The following is a 14,802-nucleotide window of genomic DNA, read 5'->3' as shown; positions in this document are numbered from 1 at the left end:
CGGCCGGCCGCCGCCGGCCGGCAGTCGGCATGCGCCCGAGGCATCCGGTGTCTAGCGGCCCGTGCCCCCGTGCACGACCGCGTCGTCGTCGCCGTCGAGGTCGAAGGCGGTGTGCACGGCGCGGGCGGCGGCGTGCACGCTGTCGGCGCGCGTGACGACCGAGATGCGGATCTCGCTCGTGGAGATCATCTCGATGTTGATGCCCGCCTGGTAGAGCGCCTCGAAGAGCTTCGCCGAGACCCCTGTCGCCGAGCGCATCGCATTGCCGACCAGCGAGAGCTTGCCGATCTGGTCGTCGTACTGCAGCGCCTCGAAGCCGATCGCGTCCTGCGCGCCGGCGAGGGCGGTGAGCGCCTTCTCGCCGTCGGCCTTCGGCACGGTGAACGAGATGTCGGTGCGGCCGGTCGCGGCGGCGGAGACGTTCTGCACGATGACGTCGACGTTCGCGTTCGTGCCGGCGACGATCTTGAAGATCTTCGCCGCGGCGCCCGGCTTGTCGGGCACTCCGACGACCGTGATCTTCGCCTCGGACAGGTCGATCGCGACTCCGGCGATGACGGACTCTTCCACAGCTGCTCCTTCGGGAAGACGCGAGGGGTCGTAGACGATCGTCCCCTCGTTGTTGTTGAACGACGAGCGCACGTGCAGGGTCACGCCGTGGCGGCGTGCGTACTCGACGGCGCGGATGTGCAGGACCTTGGCGCCCGACGCGGCGAGTTCGAGCATCTCTTCACTCGTGATGCGATCGAGTTTGTGCGCCTTCTTGACGACGCGCGGGTCGGAGGTGAAGACGCCGTCGACGTCGGTGTAGATCTCACAGACGTCGGCGTCGAGCGACGCGGCGAGGGCGACGGCGGTCGTGTCGCTGCCGCCGCGGCCGAGGGTCGTGATGTCGCGGGTGTCGCGGTTGAAGCCCTGGAAGCCGGCGACGATGACGATGGCGCCCTCGTCGAGCGCCTCGCGCAGGCGCACGGGCGTGACGTCGACGATGCGGGCGGCGCCGTGCTGGGCGTCGGTGATCATGCCGGCCTGGCTGCCGGTGAAGCTGCGCGCCTCGTGCCCCATGCTCTTGATCGCCATCGCGAGCAGCGCCATCGAGATGCGCTCGCCGGCCGACAGCAGCATGTCGAGCTCGCGCGGCGCGGGGATGGGCGTGACCTCGTTCGCGAGGTCGAGCAGCTCGTCGGTCGTGTCGCCCATGGCGGAGACGGCGACGACGACGTCGTTGCCCGCCTTGCGCGTCTCGACGATGCGCTTCGCGACCCGCTTGATGCTCTCCGCGTCGGCGACGGACGACCCGCCGAACTTCTGCACGATCAAGCTCACGGGGCCTCCAGGGGGTTCTGGGCGCGCGCGGGCCGACGGGCCCGTCGTCGGATGCTTCATCATACGGCGGCCCGCATGCACGCCCCGCCATGTGACGCCGGGCGGCGCCCGCTCACTCGCCGTGCGGGCGCGGCATGTACCACTCGGTGAACTCGGACGCACGGCCGTCGGGCGCGAAGCGGATCACCCACAGGTTGAGGTAGTCGCGTTCGGCCGGGTACTCGGTGCGCCCCTGCACGAGCGCGAGGTCGGATGCCTCGTGCACGGCGCTCCACTCGAACGACCACTCGCCGTCGGCGTCGGCGTGCTCGAGCCAGCCGGTGACGATGCCCTCGTGCCCGCGCAGGGGCTCGGCGTCGGGCGCCAGGAGGTAGATCGCGTCGTCGGTGAAGAGGGCGCGGATGTCGTCGGGGTCGTTGCTGCGCCACGCCCTGACGTACCCGTCGACCCAGGTCGCGGTGCGTTCGGATGCCTGCTCGCGCTTCGTCTCGGTCATGCCTTCGGTCTACGCGCGCCGCGGGCGTGCGTCAACCGCCCGGCGGCGCACTCCCCCCGCCGGCTCGCGCCGAGCTCACCCGCCGAACGTGCGGTCGCGGCCCTGAATCGGACGACGAGTGCACGCTCGACGCGAGGGGCTTCCTTCGAACGATGGAATGGGCCCGTCAGGTGACGACGCGACGCCCTTCGAACGCACGGCCGAGCGTGACCTCGTCGGCGTACTCGAGGTCGCCGCCCACCGGCAGGCCCGAGGCGAGTCGCGTCACCTTGATCTCGAGGGTGGTGAGCAGCCGGCTGAGGTAGGTCGCCGTCGCCTCGCCCTCGAGGTTGGGGTCGGTCGCGATGATGACCTCGGTGACCGAGCCGTCGGCGAGCCGCTGCATGAGCTGGCGGATGCGCAGCTCGTCGGGGCCGATGCCGTCGATCGGGCTGATCGCGCCGCCGAGCACGTGGTACAGCCCTCGGAACTCGCGGGTGCGCTCGATCGCGACCACGTCCTTGGCCTCCTCGACGACGCAGATGAACGACGGGTCGCGCCGCGGGTCGCGGCAGATCGAGCAGGTCGCCTGCTCGGAGACGTTGCCGCAGATCTCGCAGAAGCGCACCTTGTCGCGGATCTGGAGGAGGATCTCGGCGAGGCGCGAGACGTCGAAGTGCTCGGTCTGCACGATGTGGAACGCGATGCGCTGCGCCGACTTCGGCCCGATGCCGGGCAGCCGGCCGAGCTCGTCGATCAGTTCTTGGACGATGCCTTCGTACACGGGCTACGCACGCTCCCCGAAGCCGCTGCCTGGGACCTCGATCTCTTCGAGGAAGGTCGCGCCGAGCACCTCGCGGACGACCGCCTCGCCGTACCGCTGGATACCGCCGTCGGTCGTCGCGGCCGCCTGGCGCGGCCGGCTCGGTGCCGGCCGTGGGGCTGTTGCGGGCCGGGTCGGCGCAGGCGGGTCGAACCGCTCGGGTTCGGGACCGGGATCGAACGGCGGCTCGTCGTCGATGGGCGGCGCCTCGCTGTCGTCGGGCACGAAATCGGGCGCGTCGCTCGTGGCCTCGGGGCGAGTGCCCGGAGCGACCGGCGCCGGCTCGGCGGCCGGTCGCTCGGCGAGTGCGGTCGCGGTGCGGGCGAGCGGCGCGGCCGCGTCGGATGCGGGTTCGGGGTCGCGCGGAATGGCGACCGTCGCCCACGAGTCGACAGGCCCCGACGAGGCGGGCGTGACGGTGGTCGACGCGTTCGGCGTCGCGTCGACCGCGGGCGTCGAGGCCCCTGCCCGATTCGGCGTCGCGGAGTCTGATGCCGGGCTCGCCGGCGCGGCGACCGGCGCCCCGGCGCCATCGCCGCTCGGGCGCGTGGGTGCCGACGGGGGCGTCTCGGGACGTGCGGAACCGCCCGGCGCGCCGCCGCCGATGACGCGCGGGACGAACTTGACCGTCACCCCGAGCACCTCGTCGATCGCCGCACGGAGCAGCTCGGCCGAGTTCTGCGCACCTGTGCCGTTGCGCAGGCCCTCGACGTCGCCCGCGCTCGTGAAGCCGAGCACGAGGACTGCCTCGTCGGTGCGGTACTCGAGCACCTGGGCCGTCAGCGCCGCCATCCATGCCGTGCGCTTCTTGCGCTGGAGCACGCTCAGCACCTCGGGCCAGGCGTCGCGCATCTGCTGCACGGTGATCGGCCCGCTCGGACGCACGAACGCCGGTTCGGCCGGGGACGTGTCGGCCACCGGAGGCCCGGCCGACGGTTCGGCGGACGCCGGAGGGGTCTCGGGCATGACGGCCGAGATCACCTCGGACGCCCGGGCGGGCTCGGCCGCCGCGGGCTCGGTACCGCGGGCGGGGCGCGCGGGCTCGACCGGGACCCGCGGTGCCTCGGCGGCGCGCGGAGCCGGCGCCTCGGCTCGGACGGCGGCGGGCGTGCCGGCAGGCGGCGCGATCGGCGCCGCCGCTCCCCCGGCGCCGACCTGGCGCTCGAGGCGCTCGACGCGCGCGAGCGCACCGCGCTCGGTGTCGTCGCTCGACGGCACGAGCACGCGCGCGAGCATGAGTTCGAGATGCAGGCGCGGGGAGGTCGCACCGGTCATCTCGGTGAGGGTCTGGCTGACGAGATCGGCGACCCGGGAGAGCTCGGCCGGGCCGAACGACTGCGCCTGCACGGCCATGCGCGCCAGTTCGTCTTCGGGGACGCCCCGCAGCACGGCGGCCGCGGCCTCGGGCGTCGAGGCCGCGACGACGATGAGGTCGCGCAGCCGCTCGAGCAGGTCTTCGACGAATCGACGAGGGTCTTGGCCCGTCTGCACGACGCGGTCGGCCGCTGCGAACGCGCCGGCGGCGTCGTGCGCGCCGATCGCGTCGATGACCTCGTCGAGGAGGGCCCCGTGCGTGTAGCCGAGCAGCGCGACCGCGCGCTCGTAGTCGATCGCTGAACCCTCGGAGCCCGCGATCAGCTGGTCGAGCAGCGACAGGGTGTCACGGGGCGACCCGCCGCCGGCCCGCACGACGAGTGCGAGCACGCCGGGTTCGACCGAGATGCCCTCTTCGTTGCAGAGCTGCTGCACGTACTCGAGCATCGGCGCGGGCGGAACGAGCCGGAACGGATAGTGGTGCGTGCGCGACCGGATCGTGCCGAGCACCTTGTCGGGCTCGGTCGTCGCGAAGATGAACTTGATGTGCTCGGGCGGCTCTTCGACGATCTTCAGCAGCGCGTTGAAGCCGCCGGAGGTCACCATGTGCGCCTCGTCGATGATGAAGATCTTGTAGCGGTCGCGCGCGGGGGCGAAGATCGCCCGCTCGCGCAGGTCGCGGGCGTCGTCGACACCGCCGTGGCTCGCCGCGTCGATCTCGACGACGTCGAGCGAGCCGCCCCCGCCGCGCGACAGCTCGACGCAGCTCGGGCACACACCGCACGGGGCGTCGGTCGGCCCCTCGGCGCAGTTGAGGCAACGCGCGAGGATGCGAGCGGAAGTCGTCTTGCCGCACCCGCGCGGCCCGCTGAACAGGTAGGCGTGATTGACCCGATCGGTGCGGAGCGCCGTCATCAGCGGTTCCGTCACCTGGGACTGGCCGATCATCTCGGCGAACGTCTCTGGCCGGTAGCGGCGATATAGGGCGGTGACCACGCATCAATCGTAGTTGCCGCGTCCGACACGGCATCCGGATGCCTCGGGCGTACGATGCTCGGACGGAAGGAGCGTGATCACGGTGACGACGATGACCCCGGCTCAGCTCGAACGGTTCCAGGCCCGGTTGCTCGCCGAGCGTGCCGACGCCGAGGAGCGCGCCGCCGAGTTCGACGACCAGATGAGCGAGGTCCGCCATGCGCGGTCCGAGGCGAGCGCCGACGACGAGCACGACCCCGAGGGGCCCACGATGACCCAGGAATGGTCGCAGCGCACCGCCGTGCTCGCCGACGTGCAGGCGGAGCTCGCCGACATCGACCACGCCCTCGCCCGCATCGCCGACGGCACCTACGGCGTCTGCGCCCGCTGCGGCAAGCGCATCACCGTCGCCCGGCTCGACGCCCGGCCGACCGCGACGCTCTGCATCGACTGCGCACGCCTCGCTCGGTGACGACGGGGTGCCCGGCGCTCGGCGCCGGGCACCCCGTCCGCGGGTTCAGGCCCGGCCGGAGCGCCGCCGCACGACGAGCAGCATGCCGAGGCCGAGCAGGAGCACCCCGCCGCCCAGGACGAGCGGCCCGAGCAGGTCGACGCCGGTCGAGGCGATCGCTCCCGGCTTCGTTCCGGGCGTCGGTGCGGGTGACGACTCGTACGTGAAGCCGGCGGGCAGACTCGCCTCGCCGCACTCCTCGGTGCCGACGACCGTGACGTCGACGACGCCGGTACCGGCAGGAGCCACCGCGACGATCGTGCCGTCGTCGATCACCTCGAACGAGGTCGCCGGTGCGTCACCGAACAGCACCTCGGTCGCGTCGGTGAAGCACTGACCGGAGATGGTCACCTCTGTGCCGCCCGCCTCAGGTCCGTTCGGCGGATCGACGTCGTCGATCACCGTCGGCACGTAGGTGAACGCGAGCGGACCGCTCGCGCCGCCCGGCGTCGTCACGACCACGTCGACCTCACCGGCGGCGTGGGTCGGGGTCTCGAACGTGATCTCGGTGTCGCTCACCTGCGTGAACGGCACCGACACCCCGTCGACCGTGAGCTCGGTCGCACCGCCGAGCGCCGTACCCGTGACGGTCACCGACGTGCCGCCCGCGGTCGGTCCCTGCTCGGGCGTGAGGCTCGTCAGGCTCGGCACCGCGTAGTACGTGAACGGCAATGCGTTGCTCGGCCCACCCGCCGTGACGACGACCACGTTCACCTCGCCCGCCGCGTGCGCCGGGGTCTCGAACGTGATCTCCGTCGGGCTCACCTGCGTGAACGGCACCGACACCCCATCGACCGTCACCTCGGTCGCCCCACCGAGATCGGTACCCGTGATCGTCACCGGCGTACCACCGGCCACCGGACCCGCATCCGGATCGAGATCGGTCAGCACCGGCGCCGGCACGTACGTGAACGGCAACGCATTGCTCTCACCGCCCGGCGTCGTCACCACGACGTCGACCGGGCCCGCCGCGTGCGACGGCGTCTGGAACGCAACCGTCGTGTCGTCCACCTGCGTGAACGGCACCGACACCCCATCGACCGTCAACTCAGTCGCACCGGCAAGGTTCGTCCCGGTCACCGTCACGAGCGTGCCACCCGCCGTCGGCCCCTCCTCCGGCGAGAGCGCCGTGAGCGTGGGCACGTCGTAGTACGTGAACGGCAACGCATTGCTCTCACCACCGGGAGTCGTGACGACGACATCGACCGGTCCCGCCGTGTGCGCGGGGGTCTCGAACGTGATCTCGGTCGGGCTCACCTGCGTGAACGGCACCGACACCCCGTCGACCGTCACCGCCGTCGCCCCGCCGAGATCGGTGCCCGTGATCGTCACCGGCGTACCGCCCGCCACCGGCCCCGCATCCGGGTCGAGCCCCGTGAGCAGCGGACCGGGCAGGTAGGTGAAGACGAGCGGGTCGCTCGCGCCGCCCGGCGTCGTGACGACCACGTCGACCGGCCCGGCGGCATGCGCCGGGGTCACGAAGGTGATCTGCGTGCCGCTCACCTGCGTGAACGGCACCGGCACCCCGTCGACCGTCACCTCCGTCGCGCCGCCGAGTGCCGTGCCGTCGATCGTCACCGGCGTGCCGCCCGCCGCTGGGCCCTCGTCGGGCGTGAGGGTCGTGAGCACGGGCTCGTCGAAGTACGTGAACGGCAGCGCATTGCTGTCGCCGCCCGGCGTCGTCACGACGACGTCCACGGGGCCCGCGGCGTGCGCGGGCGTCGAGAACGTGATCTGCGTACCGCTCACCTGCGTGAACGGCACCGACACCCCGTCGACCGTCACCTCGGTCGCGCCGCCGAGATCGGTGCCCGTGATCGTCACCGGAGTGCCACCCGCAACCGGGCCCGCTTCGGGATCGAGGTCGGTGAGCACCGGCGCAGGAATGTACGTGAACGTCAGCGGGCCGCTCTCGCCGCCGGCGGTCGTGACCGTCACGTCGACGGGGCCGGCAGCGTGCGCGGGCGTCGAGAACGTGATCTGCGTGTCGCTCACCTGCGTGAACGGCACCGAGACACCGTCGACCGAGACCTCGGTCGCCCCGGCCAGGTCGGTGCCGTCGATCGTCACGGGGGTGCCGCCTGCGGCCGGCCCTTCGTCGGGCGTCAGCGTCGTGAGGACCGGAGCGGGCACGTAGGTGAACGTGAGCGGAGCGCTCACGCCCGCCGCGGTCGTGACCGTCACCCCGACCGGGCCTTCGGCGTGCGGCGGAGTCGAGAAGGTGATCTGGGTCTCGCTCACCTGCGTGAAGGGCACCGAGACACCGTCGACGGTGACCGCGGTCGCACCGCCGAGCGCCGTGCCGTCGATCGTCACGAGCGTGCCGCCTGCGGTCGGTCCCTCGTCGGGCGTGAGCGTCGTCAGCACCGGCGCGACGAGATTCGGTCCGACGAGGGCGCGAGCGAGGTTCAGCTCGAGGAGTTCGGGCACGATCGTCGTCGGCAGGAGGCTCAGGCGCAGGGCGGTCTCCTCGAAGACCTGGCCGGCGACGCCGGGCGACGGCTCCTGCACGTTCGCGAGCAGCGACACGACCGTGTTGAGGAGGAGCAGCGCAGGGTTCAACTCGTTGATGACGGGGTTCAGGACGTCGTCGGTCAGCGTGGTGAGGAAGGTTCCGAGCGCGCCGGTATCGGGGTCGATCACCGCGTCCACGATCGGGCCGAGGGTATCGAGGATGATCTCGTCGGTGAGTCCTCCGATCGGCAGGCCGCCGAGCGCGGTGATGCCGACCGTCGCCGTGCCGTCGGAGATCTGCAGGAGCGTTCCCGTCACCGTGACGTTGACGAGCGGGAGCGACAGCGGTGCCGGTCCGTTGATGTCGACGTCGATGGAGACGGCGGCGTTGTTCAGCGCGTTCGTGACCGCGAGATCGAGATCGGCGACGAGTCCGTCGACGAGTTCGGCGACCTGGCTCGTGACCTCGGTGAGCACCGCGCTCGAGAGCAGCTCGGTGCTCGGGTCGAGGTCATTGAGCCCTCCGACGAGTTGGTCGAGGTCGAGCGTGATCGTGCCGTTCTGCAGGTCGATGACGACGCCGCCGCCGGAGTCGAGCGGCACGTCGAGCACGGCGTCGACCGCGGCCTGCAGGTCGACGGTCACGGTCGCGGAGGCGTCTCCCAGGCCTCCGACCGCGAGGACGCTGCTGACGGCCGAGAGGACGCCCTCAACGAGCAGTCCATCGGGACCGGCGAGTGCGTCGACCTCTGCGTCGAGGTCGGCCACGGCTGCGTCGACCGTGCCGGTGATGCCCTCGACGACCGGGCTGTCCACGACGACCGTCGCGCTTGCGATCTCGTAGTCGCCGACGGGCGCACCGCCGGTGTTCGCCGCGGCGTTCGCGCTGATCGCGCCGAGCGTGACGTCGAGGTCGGAGATCGTCGTGGCGAACTCGGGGCCGAGCAGCTGGGCCAGGTCGAGGCTCATCGGGCCCGGCGCGACGCCGGGCGCGGGGGTGACCCCGGTGCCGATCGCACCCGAGTCCGAGATGAGCCCCGAGGCGCCGATCGACGATCCGTCGATCGCTGCGCTCGCGTACTGGCCGACGACGCCCGCCTCGGTGAAGTTCAGCGGCACCTGCACGCCGCCGCCGATGTCGATGCTCAGCACCGAGAGCGCCGAGAGGTCGAGGTTCGTCGAATTGGTCTCGGGGGTGACGCCGTCGCTGGAGGCCGTCTCGCCGTCGATGCCGGCGACAGCGCTCAGATCGACGAAATCGAGCAGCGTGCCCGAGAGGAACTGTCCTTCGGCGTACGACGTGTCCCCCGGTGCGGCTTGCGCGGAGATCGCACCGCCGCCCGCGGTGAGCGCGACGACCCCGACGGCGGCGAGCCATCGCAGGGCCCGGTGCCCTCGCGGGTCTTCGGCTCGGTGCGCTCCTCGGCGCCTCCGTTCGACGGTCGTACGGGCGCGCGCGACGAACATGTGACGTCCCCCCAGAGTCAGCGTGCGACGCCCCCCGCGCCGCATGGGCTCAACATATTGCGGCACGGCGCCACCCGATAGGGGAAGCGAGGAAAATCACCCCCGAACGGGGGTCAGGTCGAGCTCCGCAGCCCCCTGAACGACGTCAGGTACAGCGGCGACGATGCGAGCACGACGTAGAGGGCCGCACAGCCCGCGAGCGTCGGAACGAGGCCGAGCTGCTCGGCCGCGAGGCCGCCGAGGAACGCGCCGAGCGGCATCGTCGCGGCGACACCGGCCGTGGTCACCCCGAACACGCGGGCGCGCATGCCGTCGGGGATGAGGCCGTACATCGCGGTCGAGATCATGGGGTTGATCGCGCCTGCGGCGAATCCGGAGAGCGCGAGCACCGGCAGCAGCACCGGCACCGGCGCGCCGAGCGCCATCGTGAGGTACGGCAGCGTGCCGGCCACCATGAAGCATGCGGCGAACATGAGCCGTCCAGAGAAGCGATGCCCGACCGCCCCGAAGACGATCGACCCGGTGAGGGCGCCTGCCGCGAAGCAGCCGACCATGAAGCCCAGCTGGGCCGGGTCGCCGAGCACCTGCGTCGCGTAGAGCGGCTTCAGCACGGTCATGCCGGCCGCGTCGATCGCGTTCGTGAGCGTGACGAGCAGCACGATCGAGCGCAGCAGCGGCGAGGATGCCACGAAGCGAAGACCCTCGACGAAGCCGCCGCGCTCGGAGCGAGTCGCGGCGGACTGCTCCTGCGCCCGCCCGTCGGTCGATTTGGTGCGGGCGGTGCGCGGGATGAAGCACGCCACGAGCAGGGCCGAGACGGCGAACCCGCCCGCGTCGACGAGGAGCGCCGGCATCGGACCGAGGAAGGCGACGAGGGCGCCCGCCGTGCCCGCGCCGAGCATCACGGCCGTCCGCTGCACGGCCGCCTGTGCGCCGGCCGCGCGCTCGATCGGCCAGCGCGCGAGCGCCGCGAGGTCGGGCGTCATCGAGGTCTTGGCGGTGTCGCCGGGAGGGTCGAGGAGGCCGCCGAGGAATACGAGCGCGAGCATGACGCCGAAGGGCAGGCCGACGGTCGCATGCAGCAACGGGATCGCGAGCACGGTCACGGCGCTCGCGAGGTCGGCGACGATGCTCGACACCCGGTAGCCGAAGCGGTCGACGAGGACGCCGCCGAGGGCGCCGCCGATCACGAGCGGCACCGTGGAGAACACGCCGACGACCCCCGCGGCGAGCGGCGAGCCCGTCTCGGTGAGGGCGATGATCGGCAGCGCGACCAGGGCGACGGCGTTGCCCCCGAGCGAGAACAGCGCGGCGGCGAGATTCGCGAAGAGCGGGAGCCGCCGGGTCGCCGGTGGGTTTCGAGGCGCGTCCTCCTGCGTCGGGAGATCCGCGACCCGCTCGAGGTCGATCTCGGCGCTCATTGCTCGGTCCTCGGGAACGTGTGGGTGATCCAGCGCACCGCTCGGGTGCCGGGGCGCGGCTCGCGCCCGACCGCCCACCACTTCTCGCGCACGGCGGCCAGGTCTGCGGTGAGCTCCCGGAACTCGTCGAGCGTGAGCTGCGCGCCCCCGTCGCTCGAGTCCGATGCGGCGATCCACTCGGGCTCGAGCGCGAATTCGGCGTCGAGCGCGTCGAGCAGCTCGCGATGGTACGCGTCGATGACCGTCCTGCGCATCGCCTCGGCGGCCTCTCGGCGGTCGGGATCGTCGAGGTACGACTCGGCGTTCAGGCTCGTCATCTCGTGCGCCGACCGCCACCAGCGCTCGCGGCCGTCGCGCTCGTGCTCGGGCGCGGGCTCGACGAAGCCGTACTTCGCGAGGGTCGACAGGTGGTAGCTGATCGACCCCGATGCCGCGCCCGTCGCCTCGGCGAGCATGCCGACCGAGTGCGGCCCGTGCATGCGCAGCAGGCCGAGGATGCGCAACCGCAGCGGGTGCGCCATGGCGCGCATGGCCCCTGCGTCGCGCAGGTCGATGGAGTTCTCGTGTTCGCTCACACCGCCATGTTAACTCTGCAAGAGTTATTGCACAACAGTTGTTGCAGAGTTGCTCAGATCACCTCGAGCGCCTGGCGGGCGATCTCGAGCTCCTCGTTCGTCGGCACGACGAGCACGGTGACGGGCGACCCGTCGGTCGAGATCACGCGGGTCTGCCCCGAGCGCACCGAGTTCCGCTCGGCGTCGAGCTCGATGCCGAGCCGCTCGAGCCCGGCGAGCGCGGCGGCCCGAACGCGCACCGAGTTCTCGCCGACCCCGGCGGTGAACGAGATCACGTCGACACCGCCGAGCTGCGCGAGATAGGCCCCGATGTACGCCTTCAACCGGTGCGCGTACACGTCGAGCGCGAGCGCCGCGCGCTCGTCGCCCGCCCCGGCCGCTTCGACGAGGTCGCGCATGTCGGCGTGCCCGCCGAGCCCGAGGATGCCGCTGCGGCGGTTCAGCAGTTCATCGACGCCGTCGACGTCGAGCCCCGCGCGCCGCTGCAGGTGCAGGAGCACCGCAGGGTCGAGGTCACCCGACCGGGTGCCCATGACGAGCCCCTCGAGCGGCGTCATGCCCATGCTCGTGTCGACCGATCGACCGCCCTCGACCGCGCACGCCGACGCCCCGTTGCCGAGGTGCAGCACGATCTGGCGCAGCTCCTCGAGCGGCCGGCCGAGGAACTCCGCCGCGGCCCGTGAGACGTACCGGTGCGATGTGCCGTGGAACCCGTACCGCCGGATGCGGTGCTTGGCCGCCACGTCGCGGTCGATCGCGTACGTGTAGGCGGCCGGCGGCATCGTCTGGTGGAACGCCGTGTCGAACACCGCCACGTGCGGCACGTCGGGGAACGCCCGCTGCGCCGCCTCGATGCCCTCGAGGTTGGCCGGATTGTGCAGCGGCGCGAGGGTCGACAGCTCGTCGATGTTGATCTTCACGAGGTCGGTGATGACGGTCGGCTCGAAGAAGCGCGCACCGCCCTGCACCACCCGGTGCCCGACCGCGACCGGCGGGTTCGCCGCGAGCGGCGGCCCCGCCTCGGCGAACGCCTCGAGCATCACGTCGAAGGCCGCGAAGTGGTCGGGCACCTCGACGTCGCGTTCACGGGTGACGGATGCCTCGTCGCCGCCCCCGCCGCCCCCGTCGGCGCCGTCGGGCCCGTCCGTCGAGACGACGTGCTTCGCCCGCCCGCCGGGGCGCCCGATCCGCTCGACCAGCCCAGACGCGAGCGAGCGCCCGGAGCCGGACTCGATCAACTGGTACTTCAGTGACGAGGAGCCCGAGTTGATGACGAGGACGACGCTCACGAGGCATCCGCCGCCTGGATCGCCGTGATGGCCACGGTGTTGACGATGTCCTGCACGAGTGCGCCGCGCGAGAGGTCGTTGATGGGCTTGCGCAGGCCCTGCAGCACGGGCCCGATCGCGACGGCGCCCGCCGACCGCTGCACCGCCTTGTAGGTGTTGTTGCCCGTGTTGAGGTCGGGGAAGACGAACACGGTGGCCCGGCCCGCGACGTCCGACTGGGGCAGTTTCGTGCGCGCGACCGCCGCGTCGGCGGCCGCGTCGTACTGGATCGGCCCCTCGACCGCGAGCTCGGGGGCGCGCTCGCGAACGAGCTCGGTCGCGCGGCGCACCTTGTCGACGTCGGCGCCCTCGCCCGATTCCCCCGTCGAGTACGAGAGCATCGCGATGCGCGGCTCGATGCCGAACTGGGCGGCGGTCTGCGCCGACGAGATCGCGATGTCCGCGAGCTGCTCGGCCGTCGGGTCGGGCACGATCGCGCAGTCGCCGTAGACGAGCACCCGGTCGGCGAGCGCCATGAGGAACACGCTCGAGACGATGTCGACGCCCGGCTTCGTCTTGATGATCTCGAACGAGGGGCGGATCGTGTGCGCGGTCGTGTGCGCCGCGCCCGACACCATGCCGTCGGCCATGCCGAGCTCGACCATCATCGTGCCGAAGTACGACACGTCCTGCACTCGCTCGCGCGCCTGCTCGAGCGTGACGCCCTTGTGCGCGCGCCGCTTCTGGTACTCCTCGGCGAAGCGCGTCACGTAGACGAAGTCGTGATTCGACAGCACCGCCGCGCGCGAGATGTCGAGGCCGAGCCCGATCGCACGCGAGCGGACCTCGATCTCCTCGCCGAGGATCGTGAGGTCGGCCACGTCGCGGGCGAGCAGGGTCGCCGCAGCCCGCAGGATGCGGTCGTCGTAGCCCTCGGGCAGCACGATGTGCTTGCGCTCGCGGCGCGCCCGCTCGAGCAGGCCGTACTCGAACATGAGCGGCGTGACGACCTCGGGGCTCGCGATCTCGAGCCGGTCGAGCAGCGCGTCGGCATCGACGTGGTGCTCGAACAGCGACAGGGCCGTGTCGCGCTTGCGCTGCGACTCGGCGGCGAGCCGCCCGCGGGTGTGGGTGATCGCGAGGGCGGTCTCGTAGCTCGAGAGCTCGGTGCGGATGATCGGCAGCCCCGCCTTGAGGCCCTCGACGAGTCGCACGATGTGCTCGGAGAGGGGGAAGCCGCCGTTCAGCACGATGCCCGAGACCGACGGGAACGTCTGCGACGAGTGCGCCGTGAGCACTCCGAGCAGCACCTCGCTGCGGTCGCCGGGCACGATCACGACCGAGCCCTCGATGAGCCGCGAGAGCACGTTCTCCATCGACATCGCCGCGATCACGACGCCGAGCGCCTCGCGGTCGAGCAGGTCGGGGTCGCCCGCGTAGAGCTCGCCGTCGACGGCCTGCATGATCGTGCGCATCGAGGGCGCGACGAGGAACTGGTCCTCGGGGATGGCCCAGACGGCGACCTGGGATGCCTCGCCGGCGACGACGCCGCCGGGCCGGGCGCCCGCCACCGGGCCGAGCCCCGCCGCACGGACCGCGTCGACGATCTCGTCGAGCCGGTCGGGGTCGGCGCGATTGACCACGACGCCGAGGAGTGAGGCGTGCTCGCGCTCGAGCTCCTCGACGGCGAGCTCCGAGAGCTGGGCGAGCTCGTCGGGCGTGCGAGCGTCGCTGTCGCCGAGCCGCTCGCTGAGTGCACGCCCCTGGTACTCACCGACACGTCCGCCGAGCACGAGCAGCACCGGGGTTGCGAGGTTGGCGGCGATGCGCGCGTTGTACGCGAGCTCGGTGGGGCTGCCGACATCGGTGTAGTCGGAGCCGATGATGACGACCGCGTCGCAGCGGCCCTCGACGGCCTTGAAGCGGCGCACGATCGTCGCGAGCGCCGCATCGGGATCGGCGTGCACCTCGTCGTACGAGACGCCGATCGCCTCGTCGTAGGTGAGCGGCACCACGCCGTCGTGGGCGAGCAGCAGCTCGAGCACGTAGTCGCGTTCGGCGGTCGATCGCGCGATGGGCCGGAACACGCCGACCTTCGCCGCGCGTCGGGTCAGCGTGTCGAGCGTGCCGAGCGCGACGGTGGACTTGCCGGTGTTGCCCTCGGCCGAGCAGATGTAGATGCTGTGCGCCACG

10 protein-coding genes are annotated in these 14,802 nt (G+C 71.9%); 1 reads left to right on the top strand and 9 read right to left on the bottom strand.

Annotated features, from left to right (window positions below):
- Positions 1 to 51: 51 nt before the first annotated feature.
- The 4 genes from PX701_RS12615 to PX701_RS12600 all read right to left on the bottom strand — a co-directional run bounded on the left by PX701_RS12615 (position 52) and on the right by PX701_RS12600 (position 4,934).
- Entirely contained in the window at positions 52 to 1,326 is a 1,275-nt protein-coding gene (locus tag PX701_RS12615; protein ID WP_231431751.1) for an aspartate kinase, read from the bottom strand.
- Positions 1,327 to 1,438: 112 nt separating this feature from the next.
- Positions 1,439 to 1,822, bottom strand: coding sequence for a nuclear transport factor 2 family protein (locus PX701_RS12610; protein WP_231431753.1), 384 nt, complete (start codon positions 1,820 to 1,822; stop codon positions 1,439 to 1,441).
- 166 nt (positions 1,823 to 1,988) lie between these two features.
- Positions 1,989 to 2,585: a recombination mediator RecR gene (recR, locus tag PX701_RS12605; RefSeq protein WP_231431754.1), complete on the bottom strand. Its 597-nt coding sequence runs from the start codon at positions 2,583 to 2,585 to the stop codon at positions 1,989 to 1,991.
- A 3-nt stretch (positions 2,586 to 2,588) separates the two neighbouring features.
- Entirely contained in the window at positions 2,589 to 4,934 is a 2,346-nt protein-coding gene (locus PX701_RS12600) for a DNA polymerase III subunit gamma and tau (protein ID WP_275506484.1), read from the bottom strand.
- 91 nt (positions 4,935 to 5,025) lie between these two features.
- Here PX701_RS12600 and PX701_RS12595 point away from each other — a divergent pair, with 91 nt between their 5' ends.
- Positions 5,026 to 5,385: a TraR/DksA family transcriptional regulator gene (locus PX701_RS12595; protein ID WP_231432376.1), complete on the top strand. Its 360-nt coding sequence runs from the start codon at positions 5,026 to 5,028 to the stop codon at positions 5,383 to 5,385.
- A 45-nt stretch (positions 5,386 to 5,430) separates the two neighbouring features.
- Here PX701_RS12595 and PX701_RS12590 read toward each other — a convergent pair whose 3' ends face one another.
- The 5 genes from PX701_RS12590 to pta form a co-directional block, all read right to left on the bottom strand.
- Positions 5,431 to 9,345 carry an IPT/TIG domain-containing protein gene (locus PX701_RS12590; RefSeq protein WP_275506483.1) on the bottom strand — a complete coding sequence of 1,305 codons (3,915 nt, stop codon included), beginning with the start codon at positions 9,343 to 9,345 and terminating at the stop codon, positions 5,431 to 5,433.
- 113 nt (positions 9,346 to 9,458) lie between these two features.
- Complete coding sequence (locus PX701_RS12585) at positions 9,459 to 10,766, bottom strand: MFS transporter (RefSeq protein ID WP_275506482.1); 1,308 nt, start codon at positions 10,764 to 10,766, stop codon at positions 9,459 to 9,461.
- Positions 10,763 to 11,341 carry an ArsR/SmtB family transcription factor gene (locus PX701_RS12580; RefSeq protein ID WP_231431760.1) on the bottom strand — a complete coding sequence of 193 codons (579 nt, stop codon included), beginning with the start codon at positions 11,339 to 11,341 and terminating at the stop codon, positions 10,763 to 10,765. Before PX701_RS12580 ends, PX701_RS12585 begins: the two co-directional genes overlap by 4 nt.
- A 53-nt stretch (positions 11,342 to 11,394) precedes the next feature.
- Positions 11,395 to 12,630, bottom strand: a complete 1,236-nt coding sequence (locus PX701_RS12575) for an acetate/propionate family kinase (protein WP_275506481.1) — start codon at positions 12,628 to 12,630, stop codon at positions 11,395 to 11,397.
- Positions 12,627 to 14,801 (bottom strand): phosphate acetyltransferase, encoded by a 2,175-nt coding sequence (gene pta / locus PX701_RS12570; protein WP_275506480.1) that lies wholly within the window; start codon positions 14,799 to 14,801, stop codon positions 12,627 to 12,629. The genes PX701_RS12575 and pta overlap by 4 nt, the downstream gene beginning before the upstream one ends.
- Between the last annotated feature and the right edge of the window lies 1 nt (position 14,802).

The sequence above is a fragment of the Agromyces chromiiresistens genome (assembly GCF_029167465.1).
Lineage (GTDB): Bacteria > Actinomycetota > Actinomycetes > Actinomycetales > Microbacteriaceae > Agromyces > Agromyces chromiiresistens.
The sequence above is the reverse complement of the archived record's forward strand: the minus strand, read 5'-3'. Positions and strand labels throughout refer to the sequence as shown.